Source organism: Devosia sediminis (assembly GCF_016411825.1).
In the GTDB taxonomy this organism is placed as follows: Bacteria; Pseudomonadota; Alphaproteobacteria; order Rhizobiales; family Devosiaceae; genus Devosia; species Devosia sediminis.
This window is the reverse complement of the sequence record NZ_JAEKMH010000001.1, coordinates 866788-885918: the sequence shown is the minus strand read 5'-3', so window position 1 is coordinate 885918 and position 19131 is coordinate 866788. Positions and strand designations below refer to the sequence as shown.

The window sequence follows — 19131 nt, the reverse complement described above, 5'->3', positions numbered from 1 at the left end:
CCATATGATCGCCGTTCTTTGGGCCGCTGTGCTGCTCGAAGAGCGGCGTTTTCACGAGGAGCAGAAGATGAAGCAAACACTGGTCGCGGCCCTGGCCAGCCTGAGCCTTGTCATAAGCCCCACCATCGCCGCGGCACAGAGCGTCAGCGTCAATCGCTCCATCCTGCCCGACACACCCTATACGCTGATTTTCCCTGAACCCATGATCGTAGCCGGCGGCGGCGTCGAGCCGCTCAGCGTGACCATCAATCACCCGCAGGCGCCGCTGCAATGCACCATGACGGTGGTCGCCGCAGAAGATACCGGCTGGACCGCCGAGGCAGCGCTGGGCGCCGTCGACGATGCCGAGGTGGCGGCATCCTGGGCGGAAATCATGCCCGGATTTGCGCTCAGCACCAAAGGCACGGCTGCCTACCAGGACGCCACCGCCCTGCTTTATGAAGGCAGCAGCCCAGAATCCTCGATGGGTGTGCCGCTGACCCTCGTGCATACCGAAACGGTCGCCAATGGCCGCGGCTATACCCTGGACTGCTACTACGCCACAGACCAGTCAGCGAACGCGCGGCCGCTGGTCGATTTCATTATCGCCAACTTTGCCACCCGCTCGGATGCAGATTGCTGCATCGGCGCCGAAGTCGCGCTCCCCGAAGAGGCCACGCCGGCGCAATAGCGCTGGTTGAAGCGGGTGCTTCCGCGTGCCATATCAGGGGCATCGCCCGGCTTGATCCGGGCGCCAGTTGAGACAATCGGGAGACTGCAGATGGCCATGGACGCAAGCGAGATCGAGCGCCGGATCAAGGCCGCCATTCCCGATGCCGAGATCGAGATTCGCGACCTGGCCGGTGACGGCGACCACTGGGCGGCTTCGGTGATATCCGAGCAGTTCCGCGGCAAGACCCGCGTGCAGCAGCACAAGCTGGTCTATGATAGCCTCCAGGGCGACATGGGTGGCGCACTTCACGCCCTGGCCCTCCAGACCAGCGTCCCGGACTGACCGGATGGCGGGTCTGCGCGACTCTCTCGACCTGATCCGCATGGTCCGGCCCGAAGCCGGGCACGCTGCCATCGAGCACGAAATCCTGGCTGAGCGCGCCAGTTCGCTGACTGCTGCGGAACGTCGCGTGGTGAAGGCCCTGGCCGAACTCACGGCCGGCGCCGACCGGCCGACATGGCTGAGCGAGGCCCAGCAGGCGGTGTGGGCATATTTCGTCCAGCGTGAACTGATCGGCTTCCGTCGCCATGATGACGTCATCCGCGATCTCGGCATTCCGCAAGAGGTGCTGAACGGTCTCGGCGCCAGTCCCGCAAGGTCCAGATGAGCCGTGCCGTCGTCTTCGATGTCGACGGCGTGCTGGTTCACGGCTTCCATGCCCGCCCCGACCTGCGTGAGCAATGGGACGAGCATATACGCAGCATGGGCGTCGACCCGGATCGCTTCCAGACCGACTTCATCTTCGACATTTTTCTCAAGAAGGTGCTCATCGGCCAGACGCCGCTGGTAGAGGCACTCGACAAGCGACTGCCGGGCCTCGGCTATCGCGGCTCGTCCATGGCCTTCGCGCAGTTCTGGCTCGAGCATGACGGGCAACTCAACACCGATCTCGTTGCCGGTATCCGCCGGCTCAAGGCGCATCCGGACGTGCGCCTCTACCTCGCCACCAACCAGGACCACATGCGTGCCCAATGGCTGTGGCAGACGCTCGGCTTTGGCGAGATCTTCGAGGACATCTTCTATTCCGCCCGCATTGGCATGACCAAGGCACACCAGGGCTTTTTCGCCTTCGCCGACGACCGGATGGGCAGTTCCGACGAAAAGCCGCTGTTCTTTGACGATACACCTAAGGTCATCGACATGGCCCACAAGGCAGGTTGGGAAGCGGTGCGGTTCGAAACGAACGCCCAGTTCTTCGACCACCCGTGGATCGCGGCGCGATTGACCTGAACCCGGACACCAAAGAGGCCGCCCTTGCGCCATATTGCCTTGATTACTTTCGCCGCCGCGACCCTCCTCCCTGCCTTGCCGGCACTGTCGCAGGAGGCGCAATGTTTCCAGAACGAGGACTATCTGGTCATTGCGCAGGAACGCGTCGCAGAGGTCGGCACGGATTTCATCATCCGTCCGCCGGCCCGGGGCAAGATTGCCTGTGTTTTCGCGACGCAGGATGGTGACGTCCGCATCGGCGAGCCCGAGGACCCGATCTACTATCGAGGCCTTGCCGGCCCCTATCTCGTCCTCGAGCGGTCAACCGGTCCCGACGGCAGCCTCGTCATTTACGATCTCGATGCCGGCGCATTCGCCCCCATCATCGACGTACCGGCCGATGACGATGTTCTCGTGGACGACCAGCAGGTCGTTTACTGGGAACGCACCGATCAGGGTACGGCAGAGAACTGTCCCGACTTTGCCGAGCATCAATCAGCAGGGTTTGGCTCGGTGATATCGGAACAGCGCGTCTTCGAGGTCGCCACCGGCACGATCAGCGCGAGCGGCGAGTGGCATTGCACCAACACCCAGTAACGTGATCTCGACACCGCCCTCTTCCTGTCCTATCTAAGGGCGAACTGAAGCCGGCCCTTGAAACCGGACTTTTTGAAAGGCTCATCCCATGACTGACATCAACGCCTTTATCGACGACAAGGTGAAGACCAACGACGTTTTCCTCTTCATGAAGGGTTCTCCCGACTTCCCGCAGTGCGGGTTTTCGGGCCAGGTCGTTCAGATCCTGAACTATCTCGGCGTCGATTATTCCAGCGCCAATGTCCTTGAAAGCGAAGAACTGCGCGAGGGGATCAAGGCCTATACCAAGTGGCCGACCATTCCCCAGCTCTACGTCAAAGGTGAGTTCATCGGCGGCGCCGACATCGTGCGCGAGATGTTCCAGTCGGGCGAGCTCAAGACCCACTTCGAGCAGGCCGGCGTCGAGGTCAAGCAGAGCGCCTGATCGCGCTGCTGAACGAATTGGGGCCGCGCGGTGCGCGGCCCCTTTTTTATTTGCCGGCCTGGATTTCGAGAGCACGCTGGAAACGCGGCTCGTGCCGCAGGCGCTGCAACGCCCAATGGCCTTCAAGCCAGTCTGAACGGCCCATCCACGGGCCCTCGACCAGTCTCTCGAGCGCCACCAGCGCCCGCTCGGTCTCTCCAGCTTCCGACCAGGCAACCGCCGCGTGAAAATCGAGCCAGTCGAAGTCTTGCCGACCAGCTTCAAAGGCTTGCGCCAGACTTCGGCATCGATCCGGCTGGAGGTCCCCCGCATTCTCGGCAGGCAGGCTCGCGCTCCAGGCGACATAGGTCGCTGCCGGTTCGAACCCGGCGCGGCGGGCCACCGCGATCGATCCCGCGTTGGAGGCGTGGCAATGCCAGCCGACGCTGCGAATACCCGCCGCCGCCGCAAGACCACGACTTGCCCGCACCACCGCGCTGGCGAGCCCGCGCCGCCGCATGTCCGGCCGCGTCCACACCCCGATCTCCATCCTGTCATCGACAATCATGTCCGGCCGGCAATGGGCAACCGTTTCACCATCGCAAAGTACGGCGCTGCTGAGCGGCCCGTCCTGCTCGAGCACCAGCTCGAATGGTGCGGACAGCGCCGGCATCGGCTTGTCGCTTGGTCTCGTCGCTAGATACACCCGGTCGTGCCGCTGCATATGGGGATGCGGCATGGCCCATTCCCGCGCCGCTAGCCACTCCTTGGACGGATAGAGGTAGGCCCATGGCGGAATGATCTGCCGAAGGGCGAAGTAGTCGCGCCCAGCAATCGGGCCGCCGCCGAGATAAAAGCCCTCGGGCCCATCGAGCAGTGCTACCGACGGAGCGCTCAGGTCATCGACGAGGATATGGCCCTCGGCCGCGCCACTCAGCGTGGCACTGACGCTGCCATGCAGCGCGATCAGATCATGGAATAGGGGCTCAACCCTGGAGAAGTGTTCTCTCTTGAGTTCGTGCAATGTGCAAATCCAGAATGGCGTCCAGGCAGGGCCGGACACTGCTGAGGAAAACGGCCGACCAGCGGCCGCGACGATCGGCGCCAATGGCGCAGACTGGCTTGTGGCTCATGCTGTTTCCTCTTCAGATTTGAATTGCGACAGGAGCAGGCTACCTGCCCCGTCCACATATTGCATCACCAAATCCGATAGCTCTCATCACCCGATATCGCTTTGCGTGATGAGAGTCGGGGCGTAGATTGGCGAAACATCCTGTCGAGGCTCCGCCATGACTGTCGCCGTCGCCGCACCCGCCCGCCGGGCCGTCCCCCTGCCCCTCGTCATCATCGCCGGCTGCATCATTGCCGCGATCGGCTTTGGCACGCGCGGCTCCTTCGGCCTGTTCACACTGCCGGTCACCGAGGATCTGGGCATGACCCGCGAACAGTGGGGCATGGCCATGGCCGTGCAGAACCTGGTCTGGGGCATAGCGCAGCCGTTCGCCGGCGGCATGGCCGACAAGCACGGCTCGGGTCGCGTCCTGGCCGTTGGCGGCGTGATCTATGCCCTCGGTGTGCTCGGCATGGCCTTCTCGACCGACGTGTTATCCATGACAATCACCGCAGGCGTCGTTACCGGTGTCGGCATTGCCATCGCGTCCTTCGGTGTCGTCATGGCCGCTTTCGGTCGAGTCGTCCCCGCTGAAAAGCGCAGCTTCGTCTTTGGCGTGGCCACCGCGGCATCCTCGGCCGGCCAGTTCATCTTCGCCCCGCTCGGGCAGGGCTTCATCTCGGCATTCGGCTGGCAGATGGCGCTTGTCTACATTGCCGTCCTGCTGTTGCTGATCGTGCCGCTCGCTTCGGCGCTGCGTGGACGCACCGAATCCGTGCCGGGCCAGGCCGACCTGCCCTTCATGCAGGCCCTGTCCCGCGCCTGGGGATACGGCTCATACCGGCTGCTGGTGATCGGCTTTTTCGTCTGCGGCTTCCACCTGGCCTTCATCAACGTCCACATGCCGGCCTACCTTGTGCAGTGCGGCCTGTCGCCGGAAGTAGGCAGTTGGACCATCGCGGTCATCGGCCTCTTCAACATAGTCGGCTCGCTCCTCTCGGGCTGGATGGGGAGCCGCCTGCCCAAGCAGATGCTGCTGGCGACCATCTATTTTCTGCGCGCCGTGGCAATCGCCGGCTTCCTGCTGCTGCCGGTGACCGAAGTCACCGCCTATGCCTTTGCCGCCATGATGGGCCTGCTCTGGCTCTCGACCGTACCGCTCACCGCTGGGCTTGTGACGCTGTTTTTCGGCCCGCGCTACATGGGCATGCTCTACGGCATTGCCTTCTTCAGCCACCAGCTCGGCTCCTTCGTCGGCGTCTGGCTGGGCGGCTATGTCTACGATGTCACCGGCGCCTACGACCTGGTCTGGTATCTCGGGATTCTGCTTGGGCTCGCCTCGGCCGCAATCCACATTCCCATCAACGAGCGCAGCGATTCCAGCTTCGCGATAAAGACTGCCTGACCTTCTATCGGCTTTTGCCGATTGAAGGGTTGCCAAATCTGACCAACGGGTTCATGGTCCGGCCACTTCCTTCGGCCGGCCTCCCTCGGCTTTGACGAGTTTCAATCATGTCCGATCATTTCACGCGGGTTCTCTCGCGTCCCGAATTCATTGCCCTCATGGCCGCGCTGATGGCGCTCAACGCCCTGGCCATCGACGTCATGCTGCCCGCCCTGCCCTATATGGGCGAGGCTTTGGGCGTCAGCCACGAGAACGAACGTCAGTTCGTGATTTCCGCCTACATGATCGGTATGGGCGTCGCTCAACTGGCCTTCGGTCCGCTGACGGACCGCTTTGGCCGCCGGGCGCCACTGCTGGCCGGCATCGCCGTCTATGTCGTTGCCGTCATCGTCGCCGCCTTTGCGCCCAGCTTCACCATGCTGCTGGTCCTGCGCTTCATCCAGGGGATGGGCGCTGCCAGCGTGCGCGTGATCACCACCGCGGTGGTGCGCGACCGGTATTCGGGCCGTGAGATGGCCGAAGTCATGTCCCTGATCTTCATGGTGTTCATGGCCATCCCGGTGGTCGCGCCCAGCATCGGCCAACTGCTGCTGCTCACCGGCCCGTGGCAGACCATCTTCATCTTCATGGGCGCGCTGGCGCTCGCCTTCTGGTTCTGGACCTTTTTCCGCCTGCCCGAGACCCTGCCGCTCGACAAGCGTCGGCCGCTGAGCCTTGGGGGCGTGGTGGACGGCTTCCGCATCGTCTTCACCAACCGGGTCGCGATTTCCTACGGCCTCGCCGGCACATTCCTGTTTGGCGCGCTGTTCGGCTTCATCAGTTCGAGCCAGCAGATCTATGTCGATATCTATGGCCTGGGCGTCTATTTCCCGGTGGCCTTTGCCGCCATGGCCGGGCTCATGGCCGTGTCGTCGTTCACCAATTCACGGGTGGTGCGGCGGCTCGGCATGCGACGCCTGTCGCATGGCGCCATGCTGAGCTTCACGGCGTTTTCGGGGATCTGGCTGGCTTTTGCCCTGTCAGGCTTCTTGCCGCTCTGGTTGTTCTTCAGTCTGCTCTGCGTCATCATGTTTTCGTTCGGCTGGTCAGCCTCGAACATGAATTCGCTCTCCATGGAGCCGCTGGGCGCCGTAGCCGGCACGGCTGCCTCGGTCTTCGGCTTTATCCAGACGGTGGGTGGTGCGTTGATCGGCGGCTATATCGGCCAGCTCTTCAACAACACCACCATCCCCGCCGCGGCCGGCTATTTCTCCATGGGGATCATGGCCCTGATCTTCATCCTGATCGCCGAAAAGGGCCGGCTCTTTGGTGTCGGCGAGACCTATGCCCACGGCAAGGGTGAACCGGTCATGGATGCCCACTAGGGGTTTTAGCCCTCGGCCGGTCCCGGCAATTCAAACTGGGACCGGTCGGAATAGATATGGTCGACAAGGCCCCACGCCTTGGCTTCCTCCGGCGCCATGTAGCGATCGCGCTCCAGCGCTGCCTCCACCTCCTCATAGGTCCGGCCGCAATGCCTGGCGTAGATCTCATTGGTCCGCCGCTTGAGCCGCAAACTCTCCTCGGCGTGGATCATGATATCGGTCACCTGCCCCTGATAGCCGCCCGATGGCTGGTGCAACATGATGGAAACATTGGGCAAACTGGCGCGCATCCCCGCTTCGCCGGCCGCCAGGATCAGCGTCGCCGCCGAGGCCGCCATGCCCATGCAGAGCGTGCCGACCGGCGCCCGGATGAACTGCATCGTGTCGTACATTGCCAAGGCCGAAGTCACCACGCCGCCAGGCGAATTGATGTACAAATATATGGGTTTCCTGGGGTTTTCGGCTTCCAGGAAAAGCAGTTGGGCGCTGACCAGCGAGGCCATGCCGTCTTCGATCTGGCCGTTAAGGAAAATGATCCGCTCGCGCAAGAGGCGCGAATAGATATCGAAGGCGCGTTCTCCGCGGCTCGAATTCTCGATGACCATAGGGACGAGATTCATCATGTCGCGCATAGGCGATCTCCTCATGTTCTCAGGGATTTAGGCGACTTCAGGCGGCGCGCATCAGGGCAGTGGCAGCGGGCTCGTTGCTGTTGGCGGCAGCCGGAATCCGGATCGGCGCATGGGTCAGGCGGAAGCCGGTCTGGCCATCGGCCTGGGGTGTCAGCTCGATGGTCACGCGGCTGACCTCGCCCCGCTCTGTCCAGCGATATGTTAGCAGACTGTGAGCATCAGTTGCCTCTAATGAGACAGACACGTCATCCGGCCGCTGCATCCAGCGATCGCGATATTCGGGGATGGTCAGCGCGCGCCAGATTTTCTCCGGCGGCGCATCGAGAATTGTCTCGAATACCAGGTCGTCGTCGCGCTCGCTCATTGATCCATCTCCCTGAGCAGGTCCTTGAGATTGTCGATACGATCCGGCCAGAAGGCGCGATACCGCCCGAGCCATTGGTGGAGCGGCGCAAAGCCGTCCGGGTCGACACGATAGTGGGCAAAGCGGCCTTCCCGGCGCTCGCTGACCAGCCCTGCCCCGCGCAGCACAGCCAGGTGCTGGCTCATGGCCGGCTGGGTGATGGCGAAGCCCTCGCGCAGATCGGTGGCCGTCGCCTCGCCTGCCGAGAGGCGCTCGAGAATGGCGCGCCGGGTTGGATCGGCCAGGACTTTGAAGATTTCGGTTTCGCTCATGTCTAACACATAAGCACAGACTTATGAGTCGACGCAAGGGGTGCTTGCATGGCGGCTCGGGGCAGCTACCTTGGCGATCTCTCCTGACGGATTCCATCGATGCCTCCTGTTACCGGCCGCACCTACCTTGCCATCCCTGGCCCTTCGGTCATTCCCGAACGCGTTCTCAACGCCATGCATCGGGTCTCGCCCAATATCTACCAGGGTGACATCATCGACATCACGCACCGCGCGCTCGATGGTCTCAAGCAATTGGCGGGAACCCGCCACCATGTGGCGATTTATATCGCCAACGGCCATGGCGGCTGGGAAGCGGCGATCACCAACATGTTCTCGCGCGGCGACAAGGCACTGGGCGTCGGCACCGGTCTCTTCGGCGTCAACTGGGCGCGCACGGCGCAAAGCATGGGCGTGGAGATCGAGTTGCTCGACTTTGGCCGCACCGCCGCAGATCCGGCCCGGATCGAGGCAGCCCTGCGAGCCGATACGGAGCGAAAAATCAAATGGGTGACCCTGACCCAGGTCGATACCGCCTCGAGCGTCCGGAACGATGTGGCGGCGGTGCGGGCCTCGATCGATGCTGCCGGACACCCTGCATTGCTGGCCGTCGACGCCATCGCGTCCTTGGGCTGCGATGAGTTGCGGATGGACGACTGGGGCATCGACCTGATTGTCGGCGCCAGCCAGAAGGGCCTGATGCTGCCGCCCGGCCTGGCGCTGCTCTGGCTGTCGGACAAGGCTCTCGAGGCGGCACGCATAGCAGACCTGGCGACGCCGTACTGGAGCGTGCTGCCGCGCATTGGTGCTGACGAATATTGGCGCCTGTTCGGCGGCACGCCCCCGACCCAGCACATCTACGGCCTCGATGAGGTGCTCAAGATGATCCTCGTCGAAGAGGGGTTGGAAGACACCTGGGCGCGCCATCGCGTTCTGGCCCGCGCCATCTGGACGGCTTTCGACGCGTGGGGCGCCGGTGGCAGCGGCATCGCCCTCAATGTCCGCGATCCCGGTGCCCGCGGCCATTCGGTGACGGCGGCGACAATTCCGGGAGGCGGAGCGGGTCGTCTGCGTGCCTGGCTGGAGCAGGAGGCGGGCGTAACCCTGGGTATCGGCCTTGGCATGGCCATGTCGCATGAGCCGCAATACGCCGACTATCTGCGGATCGGCCATATGGGCCACGTGAATGCCCATATGGTCATGGGTGTGCTGGGCACGATGGAGGCGGGCATGTGCGCGCTGGGCATCCCGCACGGTGCGGGCGCCGTTGAAGCGGCGGCGCGGGCGCTCAGCGCGGCTTAGTGGCGACCCCATCGAGCCAGAGCATATTGCTCTCGTCGCGATGCACGCCGGTCGAGCCGACATGCTTGCTGTCGATCTCGGGGCCTTTCTTGATGACATGGACGAGCGCCATGCCATGGCCCTTGCCAAGGTCGTAGTCGGTCTTGAGCCAGTCTAGAATGGGGCCAGCCTTGACCTTTGGGTCGTCGAAGCCTTTGGCTTTTGCCTCTTCGACGATCTGGCGCGGAGTTTTGCCGGTCTTGGCCTCGACGGCATCGAGATAGGCTTGGAAGGACATTTGTTGATTCCTGTTGATGCCTGGGCGACGAACGAAAATTCGTAATTTCGACAGGTCCGGTGTTGCGTCTGCTCAAGTATGGATTGCCTGGTCAAGCCGGGCAATGACGGTGTGGAGGGACTGGGTTTAAAGCCTGGACGTTCTGTCCATCGTCACCACCCGACTTGATCGGGTGGTCCATGGATGGGTCGGCAGGTGAACAGCCCTCGGGTCAGCCCCGACGAGTGACGTCTGGTGGGTGGGTGACCTTGCCTCAACCGCGATGCCGCCCTCGGGCTTGACCCGAGGACCAGTCCAGGCGGTCGCGAAGGTTGCGAGTTGCCCTCGGATCAAGTCCGAGGGCGGCACGGTGGTTGTTAAGGGAACGCGCGCAAGACGTGCCCTCAGACCGTGAAAACGTCCCGCCGCAATTCGTCCCAGCTGTCCTTGTTCGACGCCACCAGGAGGCCGCCCGATGTATCGGCTGGCCGGTACTCCGAGCCGTCGAACTTGGCGACATGGGCGCCGCATTCGCGCATGATCAGCGCGCCGCCGACATGGTCCCAGGGCATCAGCTTGTTGTACATCAGGAAATGCACATTGCCGCCGGCGGCATAGCGGTATTCGTGCCCGGCGCAGCGATAGCCAGCAAGCATCTTCACCTTGGCCAGATTGCCGAGCACAGCGCGGCGCTGCTCGAAGGGCAGGAAGGAGGTCGAGGCGACACCGCCCATTTCCGAGAGGGGCACGGGATCGGCAAACTTCTGGCGGGTCATACGGCCGTCGGGAAACACCTGGAAGGCGCCGCAGCCGCGTTCGGCCATCACCACGTCGTCGCCGAGCGGATCGTAAATGACCCCGGCAACAGTCTCGCCATTCTCGACCACCGCCGCCATGACCGCGAACAGCGGCAGGCCACCGGCAAAATTAGCAGTGCCATCAACGGGATCGACGTAAATCACGACTCGATCCTCGAGGCCCGTCTCGAGCAGTTTCGGATTGGCGGCTACCGCCTCCTCGCCGATGACGAGGTAATCCGGCCGATGCGCCTTGATGGCGGCCGTGATGACGCGTTCGGCCCCGACATCGGCTTCGGTGACGAGATCGAAGGCGCCGGACTTGGTTTTTACGGTCCCGTCGTCGAGCCGCCGGAAGCGCGGCATGATCTCCTCCTGGGCAGCCTGTTTCAGGATGGCGGCGAGGCGATCGACGTTCATGGGTCAGTCCTTTCCGGAGGGAGGGCGGTCGGCCAAGTGATAGATGGATTGCCCGGATAAGCCGGGCAATTACGATTGGCTGAGCACCGAGTTCCCTCCATCGTCACCACCGGGCTTGTCCCGGTGGTCCACCTTTATTCTTCCGTTGTTGCCTGCCTGATCTGGAGCGTGGCGAAATCGAAGAGACGCGGATCGAGCATGTGGCTCGGATTGATGTTGCCAAGCGCGCGGATCATCATGTCCTTGCGGCCCGGCATGGCCCTTTCCATGTCCGAAAGCATGGCCTTGGTGACGTTGCGCTGCAGCCCATCCTGCGAGCCGCAGAGGTCGCAAGGGATGATCGGGAAGGCCATGGCGTCGGAGAAGCGCTGCAAGTCTTCCTCGGCGCAGTAGATCAGGGGCCGCAACACTTCGAGATCGCCTTCGTCATTGACCAGTTTTGGCGGCATGGCTGCGAGCTTGCCACCATGGAAGAGGTTCATGAAGAAGGTTTCGAGGCTGTCGTCGCGATGGTGGCCGAGCACCAGCGCCGTACACCCCTCCTCCCGCGCTATGCGGTAGAGATTGCCGCGGCGCAGGCGCGAGCAGAGTGAGCAATAGGTGGCGCCAGCCGGGAGCTTGTCTGTGACGATGGAATAAGTGTCCTGGTATTCGATGCGGTGCGCGATGCCGAGCCCGGTCAGGAATTCGGGCAGGATATGCTTGGGAAAGTTGGGCTGGCCCTGATCAAGATTGCAGGCCAGGAGCTCGACCGGCAGGAGGCCGCGCCATTTGAGGTCGAGCAGCAAAGCCAGCAGCCCGTAGGAGTCCTTGCCACCCGAAAGGGCGATCAGCCACTTCTCGCCCGGCCGAACCATGCCGAACTTGTCGAGCGCCTCGCGCACATTGCGGATCAGGCGCTTGCGAAGCTTGTTGAACTCCACGGAGCGCGGCGCATGGGCAAAGATCGGATGGGCGCCGGTTTCGGCATCCTCGTCCTGGGTGGCTGGCGCTTCCATCACCGCGGTCATGGCGAAACTCTCATTGGCAGGGCTGCGTAGCTGATAGCGCCTGAGCATCGCGATGGAAAGTCGGTCATGATTTCTTGTGAGGCGCCGGGAAGGCAAAATTTGTTCGCCCGGACCGGCTTCAACCTTACCAAAGCTTAACTTCGCGTCCTTGTTTTAAGCCGTTTGTCACAGTTAGATGACGCATCATCACGACACCTTGGAGTCTCCCGGTGTTCCGCTCATTCTTCCCCAATCCACGGCTCTTCTTCACCGCGGCTCTCGCCTGGACCGTGCTGGCCATGATCATCTGGTTCACGGTGGGCCCACAACTGTCGAACGTCATCAGCCTGGCGCCATGGCTGGCGCAGGTGCCCACGGAGGCCAACCCCGATGTCTTCCTGACCGCCGACAAGGTGTGGCTCTACCAATATGTGCTGATGGCCGGATACCTCTTCTGCATCCCCTGGTACTGGCTCGGTGACAACCGGCGCTGGTACTGGTGGAGCGTGGTCGGCACCGTCACCATAGTCGAGGTCGTTTTCTTCGACGTGCAGGCCAGCGCCTGGATGAACGCCTGGTACGGCGAATTCTACAACATGTTCCAGGGCGCCCTGACCACACCGGGCAGCGTGTCGCTCGACACGATCTATGGCGAGCTTTCCACGGTGCTCTATGTGCTGCTGCCTCGCATCGCCATCCTGGTGCTCAACGCCTTCTTTATCGCGCACTACCTCTTCCGCTGGCGCCGCGCGATGACCTTCTTCTACATGAGCCACTGGCCGAAGGTGCGCGGCGTCGAGGGCGCCTCCCAGCGTATCCAGGAAGATGCCCAGCGCTTCGCCAACATCGTCGAGGGCCTTGCCGTTTCGTTCGTGGGCTCGATCATGACGCTGCTGGTGTTTTTGCCGCTGCTCTGGGAGCTTTCAGCGAACATCACCGAATTGCCCATCGTCGGTCCGGTGAACGGCAGCCTCGTCTGGGTGGCTTTGGTGTCGGCCTCTGCCGGTACCATCCTGCTTGGTCTGGTGGGCTTCAAGCTTCCGGGCCTCGAATTCCAGAACCAGCGCGTAGAAGCAGCGTTCCGAAAGGAACTGGTCTATGGCGAAGATCACCATGACCGCGCCCGCCCGCTGAGCACCAAGGAATTCTTCCTCGGCGTGCAGCGCAACTACTTCAGGCTTTACGGGCACTACCTCTATTTCAATGTGGCCCGCTACGTGTACCTGCAAGGCGCCAACTTCGTGCCGCTGATCGCCATGTCGCCCTCGATCGCGGCCGGCGCGCTGACTTTCGGCCTGTTCCAGCAGGTGAGCAACGCCTTCGACCAGGTCGACAGCTCGTTCCGGTTCCTGGCCAATAGCTGGACCACGATCATCTCGCTGATCTCGGTCTACAAGCGCCTGCGTACCTTCGAGGCCAACATTCCGCCGGGCGCGATCTCCGGCGTCGACTATGACGATCCGCGATACCTCGCCACGGATGCCGAATTCGAGCCGCTGCCGACCGACAGGGACGGTGGCAAGGAAGGCGTGCCGGCGGGGCTTTGATCCCAAGTCGAAGGCCGCCTTCGGGCGGCCTTTTTACTGCACGGAAACCGCGCGCTAACCTTCCCCTGAGGAGGGGAAGGGACCGACCGGGTTTACCGGACGTGCTGCGACGAACTCGATGCACTCATCACCTGCTGAGGGCAGGCTGGGTGGAGGTCTTGCGAAAAGCACAGGGATCATGATCCTTTCCGCATCCGTCGCCGGGAGCTGATCGTGTTCGACTTTCCCTTGCCGATTGCAGTGCTCGTCTTCGTCGTATCGGCCGCCGTCATCTGGGTCGCGGGTGTCAAGCTCGTGGACGCGACCGATGCCATCGACCAACGCTTCGGGCTCGGCCAAGCGCTGGGCGGCGCTATTCTGCTTGCCATCGTCACCAACCTGCCTGAGGTGGCGATCACTGTCAGTGCCAGCCTCGCCGGCAACCTGGACGTGATCGTCGGCAATATCCTGGGTGGTATCGCCATCCAGACCGTGCTGCTCGCGGTGTTCGACCTTGCCGCTCGGGAAAAGCGGCCGCTGTCCACGCTCGCGGGCAACAAGGCCAACCTGGTGCAGGCCAACTTCGTGGTGATGATCCTGGCAACCTGCGTCATGAGCACGCAACTCGATCCCGATCGTTCCGCCGGTCACCTGTCGCCCGGCCCCATCATGTTGCTGCTGCTCTGGCTGGCATGCCTTGTCCTGATTGCCCGGACTGAGCGCGAGAGCCCCAGGACTGCCACGACAGCACCGGCACCCGAGCGCGAGCAGGGCACGAAACGGCCGATGCTGGTGTTCGCCCTTGCGGCCATTGCCACTCTTGTGGCCGGCGTGATTCTCGAACGCTCCGGCGATGCCATTGCCGACGAATTGGGCATGGACGGTGTACTGTTTGGCGCAACTTTCCTCGCTGCGGCCACGGCCCTGCCGGAGCTGTCGACCGGCCTGCGCGCCATCGCCCGGCGCCGCTATGCGATGGCGGTCAGCGACATCATCGGCGGAAATGCCTTCCTGCCCGTCCTCTTCCTGCTGGCCGCGCTGATCTCGGGACAGGCCGCGTTGCCGGGAGCCGAGCCGGCCGACATCTATCTTGCAGCCCTCGCCATGGTGCTGACCGCCGTCGTCACCATCGGCGCAGTGCTGAAACCGCAGAACAAGAGGTTCGGCGTGGGAGCGGATTCGCTGGCGCTGGTCGGCTTTTACGCACTGGGCATGGTCGGGCTGACCCTGGTTGCCACGCCGTAGAAAAGCGAAAGGGCCGCTCCGGGGAGCGGCCCTTCCAAATTCGATGGTCTGACGTCGCGATTAACGCGAGTAGAATTCGACGACCAGGTTCGGTTCCATCTGGACCGGGTACGGCACGTCCGACAGGGCCGGGACGCGGACATAGGTCGCGGTCATCTTGTTGTGGTCGACTTCGACATAGTCCGGCACGTCACGCTCTGCGAGCTGGACGGCTTCGAGCACGACGGTGAGCTGCTTGGAGCGCTCGCGCACTTCGATCTTGTCGCCGACCTTGACCTGGTAGGACGGAATGTTGACGCGCTTGCCGTTGACCAGGACGTGGCCGTGGGACACGAACTGGCGGGCAGCGAACACGGTCGGGACGAACTTGGCGCGGTAGACGATCGCGTCCAGACGCGACTCGAGCAGGCCGATCAGGTTCTCGCCGGTGTCGCCCTTGACGCGGGCAGCTTCGGTGTAGAGGCGCTTGAAGGCCTTCTCGGTGACCGAGCCGTAGTAGCCCTTGAGCTTCTGCTTGGCGCGCAGCTGCAGACCATAGTCCGACAGCTTGCCCTTGCGGCGCTGGCCATGCTGGCCGGGGCCGTAGGCACGGGCGTTCAGCGGGGACTTCGGACGGCCCCAGATGTTTTCGCCAAGGCGGCGGTCAATCTTGTACTTTACGGAATGACGCTTCGACATCGCGTATCCTTCTCAAACGTTGAATGGATCGCGCCCTCCTCTGCCCTTCTTGCAAAGGGCCGACAGACTCCCAACAGAGAATCCCGGGTGCGCCTATGGGCCCGAAGGCCGGAATAGGTGGGCGCGTCATAGAGGCGTCCCACCCGCAAGTCAAGCGCGAGACGGCTGATCCGGCGTTTCGTCGAGCTTTTCCGCGGTTCCATCGGCGACCATCTTGTGGTCGAGCGAGCGCTGCTCCCGCAGACCGGGGAACAGCACGCTCCAGATACCAGCCACCGCCATGGCGCCGAAGCCGCCGATGACCACGGCGGCAACCGGGCCGATGAAGTGGGCCACCGTGCCCGCGCGGAATTCACCCAGCTCGTTGGACGCGCCGATAAACACCGAATTGACGGCATTGACGCGGCCGCGCACCTCCTCGGGGGTCCAGAGCTGCATGATGGTCTCGCGAATGGTGACGCTGACCATGTCGGATGCGCCGACCAGAGCCAGCGCCACGATGGACAGCCAGATCGAGGTGGAAAAGCCGAAGACCACGGTGAAGGCACCGAACAGGGCGACGAAGACGAACAGGATCCGCCCGGCAAAGTTGCGGATGGGGAAGCGGGTGAGGAAAAGCGCCATGGCGATGGCACCTATGCCCGGCGCGGCGCGCAGTAGACCATTGGCGATCGAGCCGCCATGGAGGATGTCGGTGGCATAGATCGGCAGCATGGCCACGGCGCCGCCCATGAGCACGGCGAACATGTCGAGCGAGATGGCGCCCAGGACTACCTTATTGGAAAAGATGTAGCGGAAGCCGCCCAGCAGCGTCTCCATGCTGGTGGACTGGTGCGACTGGCGCTGCGGCGGCTTGGGGATCAGCAGGACACTGACCACGGCGCAGCAGAGCAGCAGTGCGCCGGTGGCAAAGGGCACGGGTGCGGCGAAGCTGTAGAGCACCCCGCCCACCGCCGGGCCGGCAATCGAGGCGATTTGCCAGGCCGTGGCATTGACCGTGATGGCGTTGCTGAGCGCTTCTGCTGGCACCAGATTGGGCGCCAGCGACTGCGCCGCCGGCCCCCAGAAGGCCCGGGCAATGCCCAGGATGATGAGGATCACGAACAGCGGCCAGACTTCATGCGCTTCAACCTCGGTGAACAGCAGGAAGCCTATCGCGCAGAGCAGCTCGACCGTCAGGCAGATGGCCATGATGCCGCGCCGGTTGAACCGATCGGCCGTGAGGCCAGTCACTAGGATGAGGAGGAGCGCGGGCAGGAACAGGCAGAGCCCCACTATGCCCACCAGCAGAGGCTCGCGCGTCACTTCATAGATCTTGTAGGCGATGGAGACCGACATGATCTGCACCGCGAAGCTGACCAGCAGCGTCGTCAGCCAGAAAAAGCGGAAACCGACATAGGTGAAGGCGAGCTTGTTCGGCTCGGTGGGGGCGTGTGCGCTCATGATGGCGATGGGAATGACAGTTTGTCGCAGCTACGTCAAAGCCGATAACGCCGAAACCGCTCGGTGAACACCTTTTCGTCGCCTCCAAGCACACCGAGCCGCCCTCGGACTTGATCCGAGGGCCATTCGAGACCCGCGCAGGTGGAGAGTGGTCCTCGGGTCAAGCCCGAGGACGGCACGGAGGGTGTGGCCTATTCCTCGCCCTTCGGATCCTCCGCCTTCTTCATCCGGTTGGGATTGGGCCGCTCGTGGCGGCGGTCGATGGAGGAAATGACGCCGCGCAGCGTACGGATTTCCTGCGACGTAAAGCGGCCGCGGGTGAGCGCCGTGCGCAGGTTGTTGACCATGCTGGGCTTCTTGTCGGGCGTCGTGAAGAAGCCGGACTGGTCGAGCACGGCTTCGAGATGCTCGAAAAGACCCACCAGCTCAGCGCGCGGCGCGGCTTCGTCGAGCCCGTCGGAAAAGGGCAGCGCCCGGCCCGCTTCGCTGCTGCGGCGCCACTCGTAGGACATCAGCAGCACGGCCTGGGCGATGTTGAGCGAAGCGAAGGCGGCTTCGACCGGCAGGGTAACGATGGCGTCGGACAGCGCGACTTCGTCATTGAGCAGGCCCCAGCGCTCGCGCCCGAAGAGAAGCCCTGCCTTCTGCCCGCCTTCGATATGGCCAGCCATGTTGAGCGAGGCTTCCTCGGGTCCGAGAACTTCCTTCTGCATGTCGCGCGATCGAGCCGTGGTGGCGTAGACCAGCGTCAGGTCGCTGATCGCCTGCTCCAGCGTTTCGAAGACCCGGACGCGCTCGAGCACATGATCGGCACGGGAGGCCGCAGCGACGGCCTTTTCGTTGGGCCAGCCATCGCGCGGGCGGACGAGCCGCAGGTCCCAGAGGCCAAAATTGGCCATGGCACGCGCAGCCGAGCCGATATTCTCACCCAGTTGGGGCTCACAAAGAATGATCGCCGGCGTGGGCGCCAGCGATATGGGTTGTGAACTGTCGGTGCCTGCCATGTGCCGCGATCCTTTGCGAGAACCGCGGCGGCATAGCTCAAATGGCGGCGCGGGGCAAATCGGGCGCGGCGCTGCGGGGACGGAAATCCACCACCTTGGTGCTCGGACGCCATTCGCGGTCGAGGATGGCGAAATGCAGCTCTTCGTCCCATTCGCCTTGGAACAGGGCATGCTCGCGATAATGCGCTTCGAGACGCAGGCCCAGCTTCTGCATGAGCTTGATCGAGTGATGGCTGCGGCCATCGCAGCGCGCCATCAGGCGATGGATGCGGAAATGATCGAAGGCGAGGTCGATGAGGGCGGTCAGCGCCTCGGTGAGATAGCCCTTGCCGCTATGGGCGGGATCGATGCAGAAGCGCAATTCGCCCTGCCCGGCCGACGCATTGGACCATTGCAGGCTGACCTGCCCCACAAGCACCTTGTCGCCCTTGCGCACGATGGCAAGGGTGAGCGTGTCGCCCGGGCGATGCAGCACGATCTGCGCGCGCATGACGGCAACCGCGGCAGCCACATCCTCGGCGTAACGGGTCGGGCGTTCGACATAGCGCTGTACGGAAGGCAGGATGTGGTAGCGGCCCACGGCCTCGACATCGCTTCGTTCAATGGGACGGAGGATCAGGTGGTCAGTTTCAATTGGCAGATTTAACGAGGACATAGCCGCTGCTCCGAAGGCCCCAACAAGACCCAGACGCAACGCCCTGCCCATGGGGTGGTTCCCCGGCTCAACGGGAATTATATTCCCAAAAAAATGCTGGCAAACGATACAGTTAAGGTCAGGTTGACTGCCGCATCGCGAGCCACTCATCCCGTAGGATGGCGTAGTAGAATTCCTCGTCCCAACCACCTTTGAACAGCGCGTGCTGCCGGAAATGGGCTTCTCGCCGCATGCCAAGGCGCTCCATCAGCCGCCAGGACGGATCGTTGCGCGCAGCGCAGCGGGCAAAGATCCGGTGCAGGTCCGCCGACCCAAAGCCAAGGTCGAGGAGTGCATTCGTGGCTTCGGTGGCATAGCCGCGACCGTGGAACTGCGGATCGAAAATCCAGCCCAGCTCGCCCTGCCGCGCCTCGGCGGATCGCCAGATCAGCGAAACTTCCCCAATCAGGTGCTTGTCTTCGCGCAGTTCCACGGCGAGGACCAGGCGATCACCCTCCTCGACAAGCGTGGTCTGCACCGTGCGCTGCTGGATGGCCAGCGCACATTCATCCCGGCTGAGCGGCGGATCGAACAAATAGCGCGCCACATCCTCCCGACCGCGATAACCGCATACCGCATCGACATCGCCGCGGGTAAAGGGCCGCAAGCAGAGCCGATCAGTCAGCAGGGGATAGTCGGGTCGTAGGGCCATCGGGTCATCCGTTCGAGCGG

General features: G+C 63.2%; 23 protein-coding genes. 11 read left to right on the top strand and 12 right to left on the bottom strand.

Annotated elements, in window-relative coordinates:
* Positions 1-4 precede the first annotated feature (4 nt).
* The 6 genes from JEQ47_RS04515 (at position 5) to grxD (ending at position 2942) form a co-directional block, all read left to right on the top strand.
* Positions 5-670 (top strand): hypothetical protein, encoded by a 666-nt coding sequence (locus tag JEQ47_RS04515; RefSeq protein WP_198875185.1) that lies wholly within the window; start codon positions 5-7, stop codon positions 668-670.
* Between the two features lie 90 nt (positions 671-760).
* Positions 761-994 carry a BolA/IbaG family iron-sulfur metabolism protein gene (locus tag JEQ47_RS04510; protein ID WP_198875184.1) on the top strand — a complete coding sequence of 78 codons (234 nt, stop codon included), beginning with the start codon at positions 761-763 and terminating at the stop codon, positions 992-994.
* 4 nt (positions 995-998) lie between these two features.
* A complete protein-coding gene (locus JEQ47_RS04505) occupies positions 999-1319 on the top strand; it encodes a DUF6665 family protein (protein WP_236020640.1) in 321 nt (106 codons plus the stop codon).
* Positions 1316-1942, top strand: a complete 627-nt coding sequence (locus tag JEQ47_RS04500; protein ID WP_198875183.1) for an HAD family hydrolase — start codon at positions 1316-1318, stop codon at positions 1940-1942. Before JEQ47_RS04505 ends, JEQ47_RS04500 begins: the two co-directional genes overlap by 4 nt.
* A 24-nt stretch (positions 1943-1966) precedes the next feature.
* Positions 1967-2518, top strand: a complete 552-nt coding sequence (locus JEQ47_RS04495; RefSeq protein ID WP_198875182.1) for a hypothetical protein — start codon at positions 1967-1969, stop codon at positions 2516-2518.
* An 88-nt stretch (positions 2519-2606) separates the two neighbouring features.
* Complete coding sequence (gene grxD / locus JEQ47_RS04490) at positions 2607-2942, top strand: Grx4 family monothiol glutaredoxin (protein WP_198875181.1); 336 nt, start codon at positions 2607-2609, stop codon at positions 2940-2942.
* A gap of 46 nt (positions 2943-2988) precedes the next feature.
* Here grxD and JEQ47_RS04485 read toward each other — a convergent pair whose 3' ends face one another.
* On the bottom strand, positions 2989-3945 hold the full coding sequence (locus tag JEQ47_RS04485; RefSeq protein WP_198875180.1) for a GNAT family N-acetyltransferase: 957 nt from the start codon (positions 3943-3945) through the stop codon (positions 2989-2991).
* A gap of 265 nt (positions 3946-4210) precedes the next feature.
* On the opposite strand from JEQ47_RS04485, the gene JEQ47_RS04480 reads away from it, so the two are divergent.
* Positions 4211-5437: an MFS transporter gene (locus JEQ47_RS04480; protein WP_198875179.1), complete on the top strand. Its 1227-nt coding sequence runs from the start codon at positions 4211-4213 to the stop codon at positions 5435-5437.
* A gap of 107 nt (positions 5438-5544) precedes the next feature.
* Complete coding sequence (locus JEQ47_RS04475; RefSeq protein WP_198875178.1) at positions 5545-6801, top strand: multidrug effflux MFS transporter; 1257 nt, start codon at positions 5545-5547, stop codon at positions 6799-6801.
* A 5-nt stretch (positions 6802-6806) separates the two neighbouring features.
* Here JEQ47_RS04475 and JEQ47_RS04470 read toward each other — a convergent pair whose 3' ends face one another.
* From JEQ47_RS04470 to JEQ47_RS04460, 3 genes are read right to left on the bottom strand one after another with little or no spacing between them, the layout of a single operon-like run.
* Positions 6807-7433, bottom strand: a complete 627-nt coding sequence (locus tag JEQ47_RS04470) for an ATP-dependent Clp protease proteolytic subunit (protein WP_198875177.1) — start codon at positions 7431-7433, stop codon at positions 6807-6809.
* Between the two features lie 37 nt (positions 7434-7470).
* Positions 7471-7797, bottom strand: a complete 327-nt coding sequence (locus JEQ47_RS04465; RefSeq protein WP_198875176.1) for an SRPBCC family protein — start codon at positions 7795-7797, stop codon at positions 7471-7473.
* The gene (locus JEQ47_RS04460; RefSeq protein WP_198875175.1) at positions 7794-8108 is read right to left on the bottom strand and encodes an ArsR/SmtB family transcription factor; all 315 of its coding nucleotides are present in this window, start codon (positions 8106-8108) and stop codon (positions 7794-7796) included. Before JEQ47_RS04460 ends, JEQ47_RS04465 begins: the two co-directional genes overlap by 4 nt.
* Positions 8109-8207: 99 nt before the next feature.
* Between JEQ47_RS04460 and JEQ47_RS04455 the strand changes: the two genes are divergently transcribed.
* Positions 8208-9407: a pyridoxal-phosphate-dependent aminotransferase family protein gene (locus tag JEQ47_RS04455; protein ID WP_198875174.1), complete on the top strand. Its 1200-nt coding sequence runs from the start codon at positions 8208-8210 to the stop codon at positions 9405-9407.
* On the opposite strand, the gene JEQ47_RS04450 is transcribed toward JEQ47_RS04455, so the two are convergent.
* From JEQ47_RS04450 to ttcA, 3 genes are all read right to left on the bottom strand, one after another.
* Positions 9394-9684, bottom strand: a complete 291-nt coding sequence (locus JEQ47_RS04450; RefSeq protein WP_198875173.1) for a DUF4287 domain-containing protein — start codon at positions 9682-9684, stop codon at positions 9394-9396. The two genes, JEQ47_RS04455 and JEQ47_RS04450, sit on opposite strands and share 14 nt — an antisense overlap.
* Before the next feature lie 383 nt (positions 9685-10067).
* A complete protein-coding gene (locus tag JEQ47_RS04445) occupies positions 10068-10880 on the bottom strand; it encodes an inositol monophosphatase family protein (RefSeq protein ID WP_198875172.1) in 813 nt (270 codons plus the stop codon).
* A gap of 134 nt (positions 10881-11014) precedes the next feature.
* Complete coding sequence (gene ttcA / locus JEQ47_RS04440; protein ID WP_236020639.1) at positions 11015-11890, bottom strand: tRNA 2-thiocytidine(32) synthetase TtcA; 876 nt, start codon at positions 11888-11890, stop codon at positions 11015-11017.
* A 209-nt stretch (positions 11891-12099) separates the two neighbouring features.
* Here ttcA and sbmA point away from each other — a divergent pair, with 209 nt between their 5' ends.
* Positions 12100-13416 carry a peptide antibiotic transporter SbmA gene (gene sbmA / locus JEQ47_RS04435; RefSeq protein ID WP_198875171.1) on the top strand — a complete coding sequence of 439 codons (1317 nt, stop codon included), beginning with the start codon at positions 12100-12102 and terminating at the stop codon, positions 13414-13416.
* A 213-nt stretch (positions 13417-13629) separates the two neighbouring features.
* Positions 13630-14640, top strand: a complete 1011-nt coding sequence (locus JEQ47_RS04430; RefSeq protein ID WP_198875170.1) for a sodium:calcium antiporter — start codon at positions 13630-13632, stop codon at positions 14638-14640.
* Positions 14641-14700: 60 nt separating this feature from the next.
* Here JEQ47_RS04430 and rpsD read toward each other — a convergent pair whose 3' ends face one another.
* From rpsD to JEQ47_RS04405, 5 genes are all read right to left on the bottom strand, one after another.
* The gene (gene rpsD, locus JEQ47_RS04425) at positions 14701-15318 is read right to left on the bottom strand and encodes a 30S ribosomal protein S4 (protein ID WP_198875169.1); all 618 of its coding nucleotides are present in this window, start codon (positions 15316-15318) and stop codon (positions 14701-14703) included.
* A 150-nt stretch (positions 15319-15468) separates the two neighbouring features.
* Positions 15469-16761 (bottom strand): MFS transporter, encoded by a 1293-nt coding sequence (locus JEQ47_RS04420; RefSeq protein WP_198875168.1) that lies wholly within the window; start codon positions 16759-16761, stop codon positions 15469-15471.
* A gap of 191 nt (positions 16762-16952) precedes the next feature.
* The gene (locus JEQ47_RS04415; protein WP_198875167.1) at positions 16953-17765 is read right to left on the bottom strand and encodes an RNA methyltransferase; all 813 of its coding nucleotides are present in this window, start codon (positions 17763-17765) and stop codon (positions 16953-16955) included.
* A gap of 37 nt (positions 17766-17802) precedes the next feature.
* Positions 17803-18420: a GNAT family N-acetyltransferase gene (locus JEQ47_RS04410; protein WP_198875166.1), complete on the bottom strand. Its 618-nt coding sequence runs from the start codon at positions 18418-18420 to the stop codon at positions 17803-17805.
* A gap of 118 nt (positions 18421-18538) precedes the next feature.
* A complete protein-coding gene (locus JEQ47_RS04405) occupies positions 18539-19111 on the bottom strand; it encodes a GNAT family N-acetyltransferase (RefSeq protein ID WP_198875165.1) in 573 nt (190 codons plus the stop codon).
* Between the last annotated feature and the right edge of the window lie 20 nt (positions 19112-19131).

Excerpts from the sequence above, each read along its gene's own strand:
- JEQ47_RS04515 (WP_198875185.1), top strand. The coding sequence starts at position 5 with ATGATCGCCGTTCTTTGGGCCGCTGTGCTGCTCGAAGAGCGGCGTTTT.
- JEQ47_RS04510 (WP_198875184.1), top strand. The coding sequence starts at position 761 with ATGGCCATGGACGCAAGCGAGATCGAGCGCCGGATCAAGGCCGCCATT.
- JEQ47_RS04505 (WP_236020640.1), top strand. The coding sequence starts at position 999 with ATGGCGGGTCTGCGCGACTCTCTCGACCTGATCCGCATGGTCCGGCCC.
- JEQ47_RS04500 (WP_198875183.1), top strand. The coding sequence starts at position 1,316 with ATGAGCCGTGCCGTCGTCTTCGATGTCGACGGCGTGCTGGTTCACGGC.
- grxD (WP_198875181.1), top strand. The coding sequence starts at position 2,607 with ATGACTGACATCAACGCCTTTATCGACGACAAGGTGAAGACCAACGAC.
- JEQ47_RS04480 (WP_198875179.1), top strand. The coding sequence starts at position 4,211 with ATGACTGTCGCCGTCGCCGCACCCGCCCGCCGGGCCGTCCCCCTGCCC.
- JEQ47_RS04475 (WP_198875178.1), top strand. The coding sequence starts at position 5,545 with ATGTCCGATCATTTCACGCGGGTTCTCTCGCGTCCCGAATTCATTGCC.
- JEQ47_RS04470 (WP_198875177.1), bottom strand. The coding sequence starts at position 7,433 with ATGCGCGACATGATGAATCTCGTCCCTATGGTCATCGAGAATTCGAGC.
- JEQ47_RS04465 (WP_198875176.1), bottom strand. The coding sequence starts at position 7,797 with ATGAGCGAGCGCGACGACGACCTGGTATTCGAGACAATTCTCGATGCG.
- JEQ47_RS04460 (WP_198875175.1), bottom strand. The coding sequence starts at position 8,108 with ATGAGCGAAACCGAAATCTTCAAAGTCCTGGCCGATCCAACCCGGCGC.
- JEQ47_RS04455 (WP_198875174.1), top strand. The coding sequence starts at position 8,208 with ATGCCTCCTGTTACCGGCCGCACCTACCTTGCCATCCCTGGCCCTTCG.
- JEQ47_RS04450 (WP_198875173.1), bottom strand. The coding sequence starts at position 9,684 with ATGTCCTTCCAAGCCTATCTCGATGCCGTCGAGGCCAAGACCGGCAAA.
- JEQ47_RS04445 (WP_198875172.1), bottom strand. The coding sequence starts at position 10,880 with ATGAACGTCGATCGCCTCGCCGCCATCCTGAAACAGGCTGCCCAGGAG.
- ttcA (WP_236020639.1), bottom strand. The coding sequence starts at position 11,890 with ATGACCGCGGTGATGGAAGCGCCAGCCACCCAGGACGAGGATGCCGAA.
- rpsD (WP_198875169.1), bottom strand. The coding sequence starts at position 15,318 with ATGTCGAAGCGTCATTCCGTAAAGTACAAGATTGACCGCCGCCTTGGC.
- JEQ47_RS04420 (WP_198875168.1), bottom strand. The coding sequence starts at position 16,761 with ATGAGCGCACACGCCCCCACCGAGCCGAACAAGCTCGCCTTCACCTAT.
- JEQ47_RS04415 (WP_198875167.1), bottom strand. The coding sequence starts at position 17,765 with ATGGCAGGCACCGACAGTTCACAACCCATATCGCTGGCGCCCACGCCG.
- JEQ47_RS04410 (WP_198875166.1), bottom strand. The coding sequence starts at position 18,420 with ATGTCCTCGTTAAATCTGCCAATTGAAACTGACCACCTGATCCTCCGT.
- JEQ47_RS04405 (WP_198875165.1), bottom strand. The coding sequence starts at position 19,111 with ATGGCCCTACGACCCGACTATCCCCTGCTGACTGATCGGCTCTGCTTG.